General features: G+C 68.7%; 13 protein-coding genes and 2 tRNA genes. 12 read left to right on the top strand and 3 right to left on the bottom strand.

All coding sequences use genetic code 11. The features are described from left to right. Nucleotides 1-16 precede the first annotated feature (16 nt). Nucleotides 17-1,009 carry a diacylglycerol/lipid kinase family protein gene (locus E4M00_RS08585; RefSeq protein WP_135120086.1) on the bottom strand — a complete coding sequence of 331 codons (993 nt, stop codon included), beginning with the start codon at nt 1,007-1,009 and terminating at the stop codon, nt 17-19. A 114-nt stretch (nt 1,010-1,123) separates the two neighbouring features. On the opposite strand from E4M00_RS08585, the gene serS reads away from it, so the two are divergent. The 6 genes from serS (at nt 1,124) to E4M00_RS08555 (ending at nt 6,207) form a co-directional block, all read left to right on the top strand. Beyond that, the gene (gene serS / locus E4M00_RS08580) at nt 1,124-2,395 is read left to right on the top strand and encodes a serine--tRNA ligase (RefSeq protein WP_135120085.1); all 1,272 of its coding nucleotides are present in this window, start codon (nt 1,124-1,126) and stop codon (nt 2,393-2,395) included. Beyond that, nucleotides 2,392-3,234 carry an HAD family hydrolase gene (locus tag E4M00_RS08575; protein WP_240036956.1) on the top strand — a complete coding sequence of 281 codons (843 nt, stop codon included), beginning with the start codon at nt 2,392-2,394 and terminating at the stop codon, nt 3,232-3,234. Before serS ends, E4M00_RS08575 begins: the two co-directional genes overlap by 4 nt. 200 nt (nt 3,235-3,434) lie before the next feature. After that, nucleotides 3,435-3,519: transfer RNA gene (locus tag E4M00_RS08570), tRNA-Ser, on the top strand. Nucleotides 3,520-3,610: 91 nt separating this feature from the next. Further along, on the top strand, nt 3,611-4,846 hold the full coding sequence (locus tag E4M00_RS08565) for an LCP family protein (protein WP_240036955.1): 1,236 nt from the start codon (nt 3,611-3,613) through the stop codon (nt 4,844-4,846). A gap of 25 nt (nt 4,847-4,871) precedes the next feature. Further along, nucleotides 4,872-6,026, top strand: a complete 1,155-nt coding sequence (locus E4M00_RS08560; protein WP_135120083.1) for a calcium:cation antiporter — start codon at nt 4,872-4,874, stop codon at nt 6,024-6,026. A 92-nt stretch (nt 6,027-6,118) separates the two neighbouring features. Beyond that, nucleotides 6,119-6,207, top strand: a tRNA-Ser gene (locus E4M00_RS08555). A 78-nt stretch (nt 6,208-6,285) separates the two neighbouring features. Here the strand turns inward: E4M00_RS08555 and E4M00_RS08550 are convergent. After that, complete coding sequence (locus tag E4M00_RS08550) at nt 6,286-6,984, bottom strand: hypothetical protein (protein WP_135120082.1); 699 nt, start codon at nt 6,982-6,984, stop codon at nt 6,286-6,288. A gap of 59 nt (nt 6,985-7,043) precedes the next feature. Here E4M00_RS08550 and E4M00_RS08545 point away from each other — a divergent pair, with 59 nt between their 5' ends. The 3 genes from E4M00_RS08545 to E4M00_RS08535 all read left to right on the top strand — a co-directional run bounded on the left by E4M00_RS08545 (nt 7,044) and on the right by E4M00_RS08535 (nt 9,397). Further along, entirely contained in the window at nt 7,044-7,763 is a 720-nt protein-coding gene (locus E4M00_RS08545) for a polyamine aminopropyltransferase (RefSeq protein ID WP_135120081.1), read from the top strand. Nucleotides 7,764-7,853: 90 nt separating this feature from the next. Next, on the top strand, nt 7,854-8,558 hold the full coding sequence (locus tag E4M00_RS08540) for an SOS response-associated peptidase (RefSeq protein ID WP_135120080.1): 705 nt from the start codon (nt 7,854-7,856) through the stop codon (nt 8,556-8,558). Nucleotides 8,559-8,689: 131 nt separating this feature from the next. Further along, complete coding sequence (locus E4M00_RS08535) at nt 8,690-9,397, top strand: endonuclease/exonuclease/phosphatase family protein (protein ID WP_056169529.1); 708 nt, start codon at nt 8,690-8,692, stop codon at nt 9,395-9,397. A 4-nt stretch (nt 9,398-9,401) separates the two neighbouring features. Here E4M00_RS08535 and E4M00_RS08530 read toward each other — a convergent pair whose 3' ends face one another. Next, the gene (locus tag E4M00_RS08530) at nt 9,402-9,692 is read right to left on the bottom strand and encodes a hypothetical protein (protein ID WP_135120079.1); all 291 of its coding nucleotides are present in this window, start codon (nt 9,690-9,692) and stop codon (nt 9,402-9,404) included. Between the two features lie 458 nt (nt 9,693-10,150). Between E4M00_RS08530 and E4M00_RS08525 the strand changes: the two genes are divergently transcribed. The 3 genes from E4M00_RS08525 to E4M00_RS08515 all read left to right on the top strand — a co-directional run bounded on the left by E4M00_RS08525 (nt 10,151) and on the right by E4M00_RS08515 (nt 12,583). Then, nucleotides 10,151-10,930: an aggregation-promoting factor C-terminal-like domain-containing protein gene (locus E4M00_RS08525; RefSeq protein WP_135120078.1), complete on the top strand. Its 780-nt coding sequence runs from the start codon at nt 10,151-10,153 to the stop codon at nt 10,928-10,930. 104 nt (nt 10,931-11,034) lie between these two features. Further along, nucleotides 11,035-11,475 (top strand): hypothetical protein, encoded by a 441-nt coding sequence (locus tag E4M00_RS08520; RefSeq protein WP_135120077.1) that lies wholly within the window; start codon nt 11,035-11,037, stop codon nt 11,473-11,475. Between the two features lie 88 nt (nt 11,476-11,563). Beyond that, nucleotides 11,564-12,583, top strand: a complete 1,020-nt coding sequence (locus E4M00_RS08515; RefSeq protein ID WP_135120076.1) for a LacI family DNA-binding transcriptional regulator — start codon at nt 11,564-11,566, stop codon at nt 12,581-12,583. Nucleotides 12,584-12,707 lie beyond the last annotated feature (124 nt).

The following is a 12,707-nucleotide window of genomic DNA, read 5'->3' as shown; positions in this document are numbered from 1 at the left end:
AGCGGAGCGAGCGGCGCTACACCAGCGGCGGCACCATCACGATGAGTGCGTCGTCCTCGACCCAGGCCGTCATCGACCTGATCACAGCGATCTCGTCACCGTCGAGCTCGAAGAAGCGCGGCTCCTCGAGCTGCATGGCGATGCGCGGGCCGCGCATCGTGGTCATCGTGGCGGGGGCGGCGGCATCCGTCAGCTTGATGATGCGCCGACCGAAGGCGAACGGGCGCATGACACGGTTCTCCCAGGCGACCCGGCGCCATACGTCGAGCCAGCCGAACAGCGTGCGGGGCTGCATCATCGCGATGTCGAGGATGCCGTCGTCGATCCGAGCCTCCGGGAACAGCAGGATGTTGCCGGGCAGCGTTCCGCAGTTGCCGATGAGCACGGTGCTGATGTGGGCGTGATGGCGGTGCTCCTCGTCGCCCATCGCATACCGCAGGCGGAAGCGCTTGGCCTTCGGCAGCGCCCGCATGCCCGAGTCGACGTAGGCGAGCCAGCCCACCTTCTTCTTGAGCGCCGGGTTGGCGGTGGCGATCATGTCGGCATCGAGGCCGAGGCCGGCCATCACGACGAAGGCGTGGTCCTCGGATGCACCATCCACCGTGACGACGGAGGTTATGCCCACGTCCATGGGTCGTTCCGTGCCCTCGAAGGCGAGGCGCACCGAGTACTCGAGGTCGCCCAGAGGCAGCTCGAGATTGCGGGCGAGGAGGTTGCCGGTACCCGAGGGCACGAGGGTGAGCGGGATGCCGGTTCCTCGCAGGGCGGCTGCGACGGCGCGTACGGTCCCGTCGCCGCCGGCAGCGAGAACGACAGTCACCCCGGCCTCGACGGCCTGGGCAGCGACCACGCCGCCCGGGTCCTCGACCGTGGTCTCCAGCCAGAGCGGATCCGCCCAGCCGTGCCAGTCCGAATGCCGCGCGACGACTGCCCGGAGGACCGCCGGATCGACCTTGGTCGGGTTCACGATCACGGCCGCCCGGGGGGTCCGGGGTTCGGGCGATGACATGCGTCCCACCGTATTGCATGGTGTCGGGGATGCGTCGGGTGAGCGGGCTCGGTCTCCTTCGCTGCAGCCCCGCGCGAAACCGGTGCGAAGGTGCGCGATTGTAGACTGACGACCGTGATCGATCCCGTACTCCTCCGCGACCACCCTGCCGTCATCAAGGCCTCGCAGGAGGCCCGCGGCGATTCCCCGGCCCTCGTCGACGCCGCCCTCGAGGCCGACGGCATCCGTCGCGCGGCGATCTCCGAATTCGAGCGGCTGCGCGCCGAGCAGAACGCGTTCGGCAAGCGCGTCGCCCAGGCGGCCCCCGACGAGAAGAAGGCGCTCGTCGCCGAGGTGCAGCAGCTCGCCGCCCGGGTCAAGGAGGCGAACCAGACGGCGACGGATGCCGCTGCCCGCTTCGACGAGATCGTGAGGGGCATCGGCAACGTCATCATCGACGGCGTCCCGGCCGGTGGCGAGGACGACTTCGTCACCCTGCGCGAGGTCGGCGAGATCCCCACGTTCGACTTCCCGGCGCGCGATCACCTCGAGATCGGCGAGATCCTCGACGCCATCGACATGGGTCGCGGCGCCAAGGTGAGCGGCGCCCGCTTCTACTACCTGAAGGGCATCGGCGCCCGCCTCGAGATCGCCCTCATGAACATGGCGCTCGACCGGGCGATGGCCGCCGGTTTCATCCCGCTCATCACGCCCACGTTGGTCAAGCCCGAGATCATGCAGGGCACCGGCTTCCTCGGCGCCCACTCCGACGAGGTCTACCACCTCCCCAAGGAGGACCTCTACCTCACCGGCACCAGCGAGGTGGCGCTCGCCGGCTACCACTCCGACGAGATCATCGACGTGGAGAAGGGGCCGCTGCGCTACGCCGGTTGGAGCACCTGCTACCGCAGCGAGGCCGGCAGCCACGGCAAGGACACCCGCGGCATCATCCGCGTGCACCAGTTCAACAAGCTCGAGATGTTCTGCTACATCAGGCCCGACGCAGCCGAGGCGGAGCACGCCCGCCTGCTCTCGCTGCAGGAGGAGATGCTGCAGTCGCTCGGCCTCAGCTACCGCGTGATCGACACCGCTGCCGGCGACCTGGGCTCCAGCGCCGCCCGCAAGTTCGACGTGGAGGCCTGGGTGCCCACGCAGAACGCCTACCGCGAGCTCACGTCCACGAGCAACTGCACCACGTTCCAGGCCCGTCGCCTCGACACCCGCTACCGCACCGAGAGCGGCAAGACCGCACCCGTCGCCACGCTCAACGGCACCCTCGCGACCACGCGCTGGATCGTCGCCATCCTCGAGACGCACCAGTTGGAGGATGGCTCCGTGCGGGTGCCGGAGGCGCTGCGGCCCTATCTCGGCGGCCTCGAGATCCTCGAGCCGGCCACGCGCCGATGAGCGCCGCGAGCGACGACGACATCACCCCCGTGGCAGCATCCGAACGATGGCTCATCGCCCTCGACGTCGATGGCACGGTCCTGCACGAGGACGAGACCCTGAGCGCTGCGGTGCGCGACGAGATCGTGCGCGTGCAGCAGCTCGGTCACGAGGTCACCCTCGCCACGGGGCGCAGCTGGTCGGCGTCCAAGACCGTGCTCGACGACCTCGGGCTGGCCCCGGAGTTCGTGGTGTGCTCCAACGGCGCTCTCGTCATGGAGCGCGATGAGGCCGAGCCCGACGGCTACCGACGCGCCCACGTGGAGACCTTCGATCCCGGCCCCGTGCTCGAGCGCATCCGCACGCACCTGCCGACCGGACGGTTCATGGTCGAGGACCCCCTCGGGTTCCGGCTCTATACCAACGGCATGACCGAGTGGAACCTCGAGAACGCGCGGCTGGCGACCTTCGAGCAGCTCTCCGAGCAGCCCGCCACCCGCGTCGTCGTGGTCTCGCCCGACCACGATCTCGAGGAGTTCCTCTCCATCGTCGAGGGCATGGGCCTGCACCAGGTGACCTACGCCATCGGCTGGACGGCCTGGCTCGACATCGCCCCTGACGGCGTGAACAAGGCCACGGGCCTCGAGCGCGTGCGCGAGCGACTCGGCATCCCGCGGTCGCGGGTGTTCGCGGCCGGGGACGGGCGCAACGACATCGACATGTTCCGCTGGGCCGGCGTCGAAGGACGCGCCGTGGCCATGGGACAGGCGCCGGACGAGGTGAAGGACGTGGCCACCGAGATCACCGGTTCTGTCCACGAAGACGGCCTCGCGCGGGCACTGGAGACATTCGAGGGCTGACCCCTTTCGGGTGACGGATGCGTGCCCTCGGCGGCATCCGTCATCTGCGGATGCTGATCAACGGGCGTTTCCACGGCACTCATGCAGAGCCTTCGCAGGTAGGTCTGGGAGTCTGTCGAACACTGCCATCGGCTAGAATCAAGCCCTGTTCGTTTCGAGCCACCCGCATCCGCCCAGGCGAATGCGCCCGGGATGAACATGGAGGGCTGTCCGAGCGGCCGATGGAGCCAGTCTTGAAAACTGGTGGGCAGAGATGTCTCGTGGGTTCGAATCCCACGCCCTCCGCACGACAACGACGAGGCAACCGACTACCGAGAGGAACTGTGTGAGCGACGATCTTCGCCATCACTCCCGCCGGTCCGCGAAGACTCCGGGCGTGGCTCGGCATGGACGACTCAAGCGGTCCAGCGCCACGGCGACGGCGTTCAAGGCGCTCGCCGCCGCGATGGCGGTCGTGTTCGTCGCGGGACTCTCCGTCGTGGGGATCGCCGGCCTGAGCCTCGCCTCGGCGGTGAGCCCCGGCGTCACGCTCGAGAACGAGAAGACCCTCGGCGCCATCCCGCAGATCGGCGCCATCGACGGCGGAGCGAACGTGCTCCTCGTCGGCAGCGACAGCCGCGAGGGCCAGGGCGACGGCTACGGGGAGGAGAGCGGTGACCTGAACGACGTCACCATGCTGCTCCACATCGCGCAGGACCACTCCAGCGCCTCCGTCATCAGCTTCCCCCGTGACATGTTCGTTCCCATCCCCGAGTGCCCCGACCCCAACGGCGGCACCTTCGACGCGATGAGCAGCCAGAAGATCAACACCACTCTCGGCTACGGCGGACTGGCCTGCACAGTGCTCACGGTCGAGCAGCTCACCGGCCTCTCCATCCCGTTCGCGGCCGAGGTGCAGTTCAACGGCGTCATCGCGATGTCGGATGCCGTCGGCGGAGTCCCCGTCTGCGTCGCCGAGCGCATCGAGGACGACCACACCGACACCTACCTCGACCCCGGTGAGCACACTCTCTCCGGCCTCGCGGCCCTGCAGTTCCTGCGTACCCGCCACGGCGTCGGCGACGGCAGCGACCTGACCCGCATCTCGAACCAGCAGGTCTTCCTGTCGTCTCTGGTGCGCACCATCAAGAGCGCCGACACCCTCACCAACCCGGTGAAGCTCTACTCGCTCGCGAAGGCCGCCCTCAGCAACATGAAGCTGTCGAACAGCCTGCAGAACATGGACACGATGGTCTCCATCGCCATGGCGCTCAAGGACATCGACCTGAACAACGTGGTGTTCGTGCAGTACCCGACGGGAAGCACCGAGGGTGGCGTCGAGCCGCTCGAGGAGCCGGCGGCCGCCCTCAACGCGGCGCTGCTGGCCGACCAGCCGATCGCGCTCACAGGTGACACCGGCGGATCCGTCGCCGACCCGAACGCCCCGGCGACCGAGGAGCCCGCAGCGACCGAGGAGCCGGAGGCGACCGAGGAACCCGCGGCGGATCCGGAGCCGTCGACCGAGGCCCCGGCACCGACGAAGACCCCCACGACCAAGACCGAGCTCGATGCGAAGGGCCAGACGGCCGGGCAGTACACCTGCTCGAGCGGTCGCACACTCGACGACCAGTAGTTCGATCCGAAGGCGGCACCGACCGATGACATCCCCGGCTCCCGACACCGAGACCCCCGACACGCCATCGACCGGAGCCGCTGAGCCCGGACGCCTGCAGCGCTGGCTCCCGATCGTCGTTCCCATCCTCGGCGTCGTGCTGCTGGTCGCCGGATGGGGTCGCGACCTCAACGGCATCGTGGTCGCCCTGATCGCCGTCGTGCTGGCGGCCGTGGTGCTCGCCGCCGTGCACCACGCCGAGGTGCTCGCTCATGCAGTGGGGGAGCCGTTCGGGTCGCTCATCCTCGCGGTGTCGGTGACCGTCATCGAGGTGTCGCTCATCATCACGCTGGTCACCGCCGGCGGCGAGGGGTCCGAGACCCTGGCCAGGGACACGGTGTTCGCGGCCATCATGATCACCCTGAACGGCATCGTGGGCATCTCGCTCCTCCTGGGCGCGTTCAAGCACGGTCCGGTGAAGTTCAACGCCGAGGGCACCGGCGGCGCCCTGGCGACGGTCGTCGCCCTCGCGACGCTCTGCCTCGTACTGCCGACCTTCACCTCGACGCAGGGTCCCGTCTTCAGCCCGCCGCAACTGATCTTCGTCGCCATAGCCTCCGTCGTGCTCTACGGCATGTTCGTCGCTGCCCAGACCGTCGGCTACCGCGAGATGTTCGTGCCCGTCGCGACCGAGGGCGAGAAGCGCCGGGCGGCGGATGCGCACGAGCACGACAGCACGCCGTCGCGGCGCGAGGCACTCATCAGCCTCGCCCTCCTCCTCGTGTCGCTCGTCGCCGTCGTCGGGCTCGCGAAGCTCGAGTCGCCCTCCATCGAGGCGGGGGTCGCCGCCGTCGGCTTCCCGCCCTCCTTCGTCGGCGTGGTCATCGCGCTCCTCGTGCTGCTGCCCGAGGGCATCGCCGCCGTGCGGTCGGCGCGCCAGAACAAGATGCAGACCAGCTTCAACCTGGCGCTCGGTTCGGCGATGGCGAGCATCGGGCTCACCATCCCGGCCATGGCCGTCGCCTCGTTCTTCATCGCGGGCCCGCTGGCTCTCGGCCTCGGCTCCACACAGATCGTGCTGCTCGTGCTCACGCTGCTGGTGAGCATCCTCACCCTCGTGCCGGGGCGCGCCACCCGACTCCAGGGCGGGGTGCACCTGGTGATCTTCGCCGCCTTCATCTTCCTGTCGATCTCGCCCTAGCCGGACCTTCACGCGACGGCTGGCGCCTGCGATTCTGGCGTGGGCCGATGTGCGGTTATGATTGCTGAGGTGTGTTCGCTCGCGAGCACTCAGGAGACGTCGCATAGTTCGGCCTAGTGCACCACCCTGCTAAGGTGGAGTACCCGAAAGGGTACCGAGGGTTCAAATCCCTCCGTCTCCGCAGAATCCCCGATCAGAATGCGTTTCTGAGGCGGGGATTTCGTGTCTCGCGCCGCGCGATGTCCTCCTCGTCACTCGGTCACCGTGGTGCGGGTGCTGGCAGATCTCCTGCCTCTCCGGCTTCCTCGTATCGGAGCGGCAGATCCGATCCGTGCGCGGTGCGCACCACCGTCTCGACGCGCTCGCGCAGGTCTTCATCGAGCGGCCAGTGTTCGTCGTCGACGAAGATCCGCAGCCCTCCGGTGTACACGTCGGGTCCGCCGCCGGTGACGCTGCCCTCCAGCGCGGAGCTGCCCATCACGACGGTGACCAGAGGCAGGAGCTCCGACAGCGGCGCCGCCACCTCCTGCACCTCGACTGCGAGATCGCCATTGTCGGCTGCGATCCCGTCGATCGCCGCGAGCAGGGCAGCATCGGGTGAGGCCACGAAGATGGCCACCCCGGAGTAGTCGGAGCAGTACGCGACCCCCGCGACCTGGTCCTGGTGGGCGTCGGCCAGCGTCTGCAGAGCATCGCCGAGAGGTCCGATGGCAGAACCCGCCGTCCCCGACCAGGTCTGGCTGCCGGACTCGTCGAAGGTGATGCACCCCGATGCGGTGAGGGTGCCCGCGACCGGAACGGCTTCCTCGTGCGGGTCGACCGCCGGTGAGGTTGCGGGTGCGAGTGCGGCGTCCGCCGACTGCGACCGAGGCGCGGGCTCAGGGCTGCATCCGCTCGCCGCGATCGCCAGGATGGCGGCCAGTGCGCCGATGATGAGCCGTACGGATGCCGGGACCATGTGTCGAGCCTAAGGGGCGGTGCCAGCGCGCCGGAGGGGAGTGGAGGATGATGAGCACGATGAGCGCACGCTTCGAGGAGATCGACTGGCAGCAGACCGCGATGGGAGACCTGAGCCTGCGGCGTCGCGTCGAGCCGTCGCTCGGGGTGGAGGTCTTCGAGGTGAAGCTCGGCGACGAGTACCTGATGTCGAGCCTGTTCACCGTCGCGGAGGAGGAGTTGGCTGCTCTCGGGCTCGCGGCATCCGTCGGCGAGGAGGCGGCATCGCTCGACGTGCTCGTGGGCGGGCTGGGGTTGGGCTACACGGCCATCGCGGCTTTGCGCGATCCGCGGGTGCGCGCGCTGACAGTCATCGACACCATGCCCGCCGTCATCGCCTGGCACGAGGCCGGTCTGCTGCCTGTCTCGACCTCGCTGACGACGGATGCCCGCACCAGCCTCGTGCTCGACGACTTCTTCGCGCTGATGCGCCGTCCGCCCGGCGACGACGACGCCCGCTGGGACGCCATCCTGCTCGATGTCGACCACTCGCCGCGGCATCAGCTCGACCCGAGTCATGCCGACCTCTACACGGTGCCCGGCCTGCAGGCCCTCGCCCGGCACCTCGTCGACGGCGGCGTCTTCGCGCTGTGGTCGGATGATCCGCCCGACGAGGAGTTCCTGGCGACGATGGAGCGCGTCTTCGTCGATCCCGTGGCGCACATCGTCGACTTCGCGAACCCGATCACCGGCGGCACGTCGTCGAACACGGTCTACGTGGCGCGCTCCAGGGTCGCGTAGCGCGCTCTCCGCCCCGGCGTGGGCATCCGTTCGCCACACGTGGCGGGCGGGCACTGGTGCCGGCATCCGGATGTCGTACAGACTGGCGGCATGTGCGGAAGATTCGCCAACGACGCGAAAGTCGATGAACTCATCCAGGAATTCGTGGCTCAGGGCAACGACTACAGGGACTGGCGTCCGACGTACTCGATCGCGCCGACCGACGTCGTGCCCATCGTGCGCGAGCGCCAGCATCACGACACCGGGGAGATCACGCGCAGCATCGAGCCGGCCGTGTGGGACTTCCATCCCTCGTTCATCAAGGACTCGAAGCGCCCCAACTTCAACGCCCGCATCGAGACCGTGGCCACGAACGGCATGTGGAAGGGCGCCTTCACCGGCTCGCGATGCATCGTGCCGATGCGCGGCTACTACGAATGGGAGGGCGAGCCGGGACACAAGCGGGCGCACTTCATCCAGGGTCCGGGGAACCTGCTCGCGGCGGCCGGCCTCGCGACGGCCCGCAAGGTCGACGACGAGTGGGTGGTGTCGACGGCCATCATCACCCGGGCGGCTCGGGATGCCTCCGGCGAGATCCACGATCGGATGCCGGTCTTCCTCGAGCGCGACGTCTGGGACGAGTACCTCGCGCCCGTGAAGCTCGACGACGGGGGCAAGGAGCACCTTCTCGCCCTGCTCGACGCGGAGTCCGAGAAGGTGGCCGCCACCATCACCACGTTCGAGGTCGACCCCAAGGTGAACAACACCCGCACGGTGGACCCTGCCGACCCGACCCTGATCGAACCGCTGGGCTGACGGGTCCGGCATCCGTCGCCCAACCAGCATCGCGCATCATACTTTTCAGCCGCTGCACAGTCCACGTTCAGATGCGCGGCGCTCATCGCCGTAGGCTTGTCGGGTCCGCCGAGATACGAAGAGAAGACATCGTGAAGGTCATCAGCTACAACCTCCGGAAGCACCGCGCTATCGGCGAGTTGACGGAGATCGTGCAGCGTCACTCTCCCGACGTGCTGTGCCTGCAGGAGTGCGACGATCGGGCTCTCCCCGAGTTCATCGGCGACCTGCACTTGTCGGATGCGACGGCTCGCAACAGGCTGGGCCTCGCCGTCTACCACCGCAACAGGCAGTTCACCGTTCAGGCGACGAGGGCCTTCGAGCTCAAGCGCTCCCTCTACGACAGGGTCGCGAAGCCGGCTCACGAGCGCCTCATCGCCGTGCGGCTCCGAGACGAGGAGCACGACCGCGAGCTGGTCGTCGCCTCGTTCCACGCCGCGCCGCTCACCGCACTCAACTCGCTGCGCCGCAAGCAGATCCACGCGGCGCTCGCCGAGATGCAGCTCATGGGTCCCGGGCTTCCGGTGCTCATGGTCGGCGACTACAACTACCCGGTGTTCAAGGCCGGGCTCAGCGACAAGATCACGGCATCCGGCTACGACCTGACGCTCAGCGACAGCCGCACCTACACGCGCTACAAGGTGTTCCGCGGGCACTTCGACCTGGCGACCTCCGTCGGACTCACGATCGAGAGCGTCATCACGCTGCCCCGTGGATCGTCGGATCACCTGCCGATCCTGGTGACGTCGAGCTACGCGGATGCCGCAGCGTCGGCCAGCGCCGCAGCCGAGGCCAGCTGACCGGCTACACCCGCTCCACCGCCGACGCCCACACCCAGGCCCGGCGAACGGCGCCGTCCTTCATGGTGAACTCGACGCGCACGGCCTTGCTGGTCCAGGCGATGGCCGTGCAACGCACACGGATGGGCGACTCGGGGAAGCGCACCCAGGCCGAGACGGCGATGGGACGGTCCGCTTCCTTAACAGGCTCGTCGCCCAGCTCGGCCTTGCCGAGCGAGATGGGCTGCGGTCGAGTGGCCGTCTCGTGCACGGCCTCGTCGGTGATGTCACTGCCGTAGCGCCGGTTCTGTCCCATACCTCGAACATAGTTTCGAAACTCGGATGCCGCAACTTCGAGCATGACCGTGTGCTGATGCCCGCCGCAGCCCGCGGTCGAAGCGTCGGGCCGGCTGCGCTTCGACCGTGACTTCGGCGGGCCTCGATGAGCGAGCGGAGTCGGACCTCAGCTGTCGGATCGTTGACGTGTGCACGCTCACAGCGCTGTTGCAGCGGCAGCACAGAACTCGTTCAGGGCGACTGCCTATCGTGATGTTCGCGTGCCGATCCCCCCATCGGCATGACCGCTCTGCCACTGACCGCGCCTGCGCGGCAGTGGCAGAGTCGCGCGCGGCTCTCCGCGCCGGCCGGAAGCCCCGATCCTTCCGTGCCAGATCCAGCCTGCGTGCTGCGCCGACCCGACGTGCAGCACTGCGCCCATGCCTGCCGGAGTGCAGTGCATCGCCCGCAGCAGGGAAGCACCATCATTGGACCCCCGTGCACCGCCACATCACCACGATCACCCCCCGTACCCGCCGCAACCGTGTCATCGCGACGACAGCCATCGCCCTCGTCGCAGCCGGAAGTCTTCTCTCGGCCCCCTTCATCGCCAACGCCAGCACCGACCAGGCCGCCGCCCAGCGCGAGACCGCCGCCCTCTCCCAGCAGGGCGCTCTCGACAGCGACCACCTCTCGTTCTACGAGGACATCGCCGCGTACAAGGCGCAGAGTGCAGCGCGGGCCACCATCACGAGCGCGAACGCCGTCATCGCCTCGGCCGCCTCGAAGGTCGACGCGACCGAGCTCGAGACGACGGTCTCGCAGCTCGCCGACTACAAACTGTTGAGCGTCGGTCGCACCGTCGCGCTGACGGATGCCGCCCAGGCGGCAGCCGCGCAGACCGCAGCAGCCGTCTCCGCTGCCGATGCCGCCGCCGCTGCAGCCGCCGAAGCAGCGCGCGTCGCGAACACCCCCGACGGCGCGCGAGCCACGGCACGCCAGCTCGCCGCCAGCCAGTACGGGTGGGGCGACGACCAGTTCCAGTGCCTCGATAGCCTGTGGACCAAGGAGTCCGGCTGGGACGTGAACGCCAGCAACAGCAGCTCGGGAGCGACGGGCATCCCGCAGTCCCTGCCTGGCTCGAAGATGGCGACGGCCGGTGCCGACTGGGCCACGAGCGCCGCGACCCAGATCACCTGGGGCCTCGGCTACATCGCCGGCAGCTACGGCTCGCCGTGCGCGGCCTGGAGCCACAGCCAGTCGGTCAACTGGTACTGAGCCGCTCCTGCGGCGATGGCCGGTCATGACGGTGTCGGAGGGTGGAGCGTAGGCTTGTTGCTTTGCAACATCCGTTCCATCCGCAACACAAGGGGATCAAATCCATGAAGACAACCCGCCCGGCCATCGTCGCCGCCCTCGCCGTCTCCGCGGCTCTGCTGTTCACGGGCTGCGCCAGCGGCTCCTCGAGTGACTCCACCGCCTCCGCCCAGAACTGCGACACCCTCCAGTCCGAGGTGCGCGACATCAACAACGGCGCGCAGAACACCCTCGCCGGCGACCTCTCGGCCGGTCAGGCTGACGCCAAGACCTACTTCGACGGACTCGGCGACCGCGTCGACACCCTGTCCGACGAGTGGGACGACAACAAGGACGTCGAGCAGGCCCTCGAGAGCTTCGGCGACGCGCTCGACGCCGGCGAGGACTACATCGAGACCGTGCCGACGGACCCCGAGCAGCTCGACGCCGATGCGCAGACCAAGGCGATGACCGACATCTCCGACGCTGCCGCCGCCGTCAACGACGCCTGCAGCGCCAAGAAGTAGCTGACGCAGTCTCGCGCCCTCGACCTCCCGTCATCGCGGGAGGTCGAGGGCGCGTCTGTTTGCGTGATTCAGTCGTACACTTGCGGGCATGTCGAGACGGTTGGCGGATGTCGCACGCAAGGTCGGAGTCAGTGAGGCCACGGTCAGCCGCGTGCTCAACAACAAGCCCGGCGTCTCGGAGGCCACGCGGCGCACTGTGCTCACCGCCCTCGACGTGCTCGGCTACGAGCGCCCCACGAAGCTCCGCGGAGAGCGCGCCCGGTTGGTGGGCCTCGTCATGCCCGAGCTCCAGAACCCCATCTTCCCCGCGTTCGCCGAGGTGATCTCGGGCGGTCTCGCCCAGAACGGCTACACCCCGGTGCTCTGCACGCAGACGGCCGGCGGCATCTCGGAGTCCGACTACGTCGAACTGCTGCTGCATCAGCAGGTCTCCGGTGTCATCTTCGTCGGCGGCGCCTACGCCCAGGCCGACACCTCCCACGACCACTACGAGCGGCTGCGGGAGCTCAACCTGCCGACGGTTCTCGTCAATGCGCCGGTACCCGACCTCGACTTCGCCACGGTGTCGTGCGACGACCGGGTGTCGATGGAGCAGGCGTTCAGTCATCTCATGCAGCTCGGGCACAGCGAGATCGGCATCCTGCTCGGCCCGACAGACCACATGCCGTCGCGGCGCAAGCTGGAGGCGGCCGAGCGGATCGCGGGAGCGACGGGTCTCGAGCTGCCCGCACGCCGGATCGTGCACTCGCTCTACTCGCTCGAGGCCGGGCAGGCTGCTGCGACTCGGCTGCTCAAGGAGGGCGTGACGGCCATGGTGTGCGCGAGCGATCCGATGGCGCTCGGCGCCGTGCGGGCCGTCCGTCGGGCAGGGCTCCGCGTGCCCGAGGACATCTCGGTGATCGGCTACGACGACTCGGCGCTGATGAACTGCACCGAGCCGCCGCTCACCACGGTCAGGCAGCCGATCGAGTCGATGGGTCGCATGATCGTGGAGCTGCTGATGCGGCAGATGACCAGCGGCGCCCCGGTCACCGACGAGCTTCTGTTCGCGCCGGAACTCGTGGTGCGGGCCTCGACGGGGCCTGCCGCGGTGGCAGCAACCCGCTGACATCCCGCTGGCATCCCGCTGGCTGATGCCCGGACGGAGTCCGCGGTCGAAGCGCATCAGCGGGTCCCGCCGAGCTCGATGCGCATCGGTCGCGGCCTGCGGCCGGATCTCTGCGAGCCGGAGG

Origin of the sequence: Orlajensenia leifsoniae (assembly GCF_004570845.1) — a bacterium.
GTDB lineage: Bacteria > Actinomycetota > Actinomycetes > Actinomycetales > Microbacteriaceae > Orlajensenia > Orlajensenia leifsoniae.
This window is presented reverse-complemented; position numbering and strand designations above follow the sequence as displayed.